2 protein-coding genes are annotated in these 1,605 nt (G+C 29.8%); both read left to right on the forward strand.

Going from position 1 to position 1,605, the window contains the following annotated elements:
• Window positions 1-186 precede the first annotated feature (186 nt).
• Window positions 187-666, forward strand: coding sequence for a hypothetical protein (locus L21TH_RS14760; RefSeq protein WP_006311630.1), 480 nt, complete (start codon window positions 187-189; stop codon window positions 664-666).
• 42 nt (window positions 667-708) lie between these two features.
• Window positions 709-1,437: a transposase gene (locus L21TH_RS14765; protein WP_006311631.1), complete on the forward strand. Its 729-nt coding sequence runs from the start codon at window positions 709-711 to the stop codon at window positions 1,435-1,437.
• Window positions 1,438-1,605: the final 168 nt, after the last annotated feature.

Here is a 1,605-nt window from a genome sequence, read left to right on the forward strand (position 1 = left end):
CAGAAGTTTCGCATCTAAAAGATTTTAATGGGCGCTAGCCCTCAAGAATAGATTGTTTGATTGGGATGAGATAATAATAGATAAATTCCTATTTTTGATGGGAATTTTAGAAAAAAATGTTTGCAAAATAAAAGCATCCTTTTATAATGGAATTTGCGACAAACCAAACAAAAGGATGCTGATAAGATGAGCAAAGACACATTAAAACAAATACTCACCTATATTAATAAGGTATATGATATAGGTGAAAAAATCAATACCTTAAGTGATAAAAAAATAAAACCTCAAATAAAAACTTCAACTATATCATTTATAGTATTATTTGGATTTATGCTTCAAATAAGAAGTTTCAATAGATTGGAACATTGGATTAGCAGAGGTAAGTTTAAAAAATTATTCCCTAAAGGCACTAAAATACCCCATATTGACGCTATAAGGCGTTCTTTAACTGAATTTCATATTGATAGTTTAAATGAAATGCATAATCATATCATAAGCAAAAGTATAAAAAATAAAGTTTTTAGAAAAGGTACTATTGGTGGTTTAAAAGTAGTAGCCATTGATGGAGTTGAACTATTTGATAGTACAAAAAAGTGCTGTGAAAAATGTCTTACAAGGATAGATAAAGAAGGGACAACACATTATTTTCATAGAGCAGCAGTGTGATCAACTATTGGTTCTGATCCTCATCTTATTTTAGGACATGAAATGCTTGAGCCTAAAAGGGACTCATCTTATAAGGATGAGGGCGAGATTACAAGTGCTAAACGACTAATAAGAAAACTACACAAAAATTTTAATCATTTTGCAGATATTGTAGTAGCAGATGCCCTATATTGTAAAACTACATGGATAAAGGAAGTAACTTCCCTTGGTGTGGATGCAGTAGTAAGGGTTAAAGACAAACGCTTGAATATTGTAAAAAATGCTTTAGGCATATTTAAAAGCCGACAGGCTGATGATAAATGGATAGTTAATAAAGGTAGTAATAAAAGAATTAAAATAAAAGCTTGGGATGAAGACGATATTGAAATGGCTGATAAAAAAACTAAGGTTAGATTTATAAAGTTTATAGAGAAAATACAAGTAGGAGACAATATTAAAATAAAAGAAGCTTGGATTATTACAACTGATAAGATTACTTCGGTTAAAACCCTATGGGAAATAATGCACAAAAGATGGAATATAGAAAACAACATATTTCATCAGTTAAAGACTGAGTGGCACTTAGATCATTGCTTTATTCATAGCCCTACGGGCATAGAAGCAGTATTAATGTTTATATTTATATCTTTTAATTTAATGCAATTATATTTCTTTAGATGTATTAGAGGTTTTAGAGAAAAGAAAATGCTTCAAGTAGATATAGTAGAAGACTTAAGAGATGGAATGTTAATGATAAAAAAATGGAAAAATCCGATATTTGCAAAGACATAGAAAAAAGAAATATTGGAAATGGAAATAGAGGATTTCATGGGGAGGGGGAACGTGTATCTATTTTTAGACCTATCGGTCTTTTCTATCTCCATTTATTGAAAAATAATAAAGGCATTACAAATTAAGGGAAAGTAAAGTTTTTACTGGAAATTAGATGCGAAATCTCTG

Origin of the sequence: Caldisalinibacter kiritimatiensis, assembly GCF_000387765.1 — a bacterium.
GTDB classification, from domain to species: Bacteria; Bacillota; Clostridia; order Tissierellales; family Caldisalinibacteraceae; genus Caldisalinibacter; species Caldisalinibacter kiritimatiensis.

Coding starts and splice junctions, on each gene's coding strand:
- L21TH_RS14760 (WP_006311630.1), top strand. CDS start 187: ATGAGCAAAGACACATTAAAACAAATACTCACCTATATTAATAAGGTA.
- L21TH_RS14765 (WP_006311631.1), top strand. CDS start 709: ATGCTTGAGCCTAAAAGGGACTCATCTTATAAGGATGAGGGCGAGATT.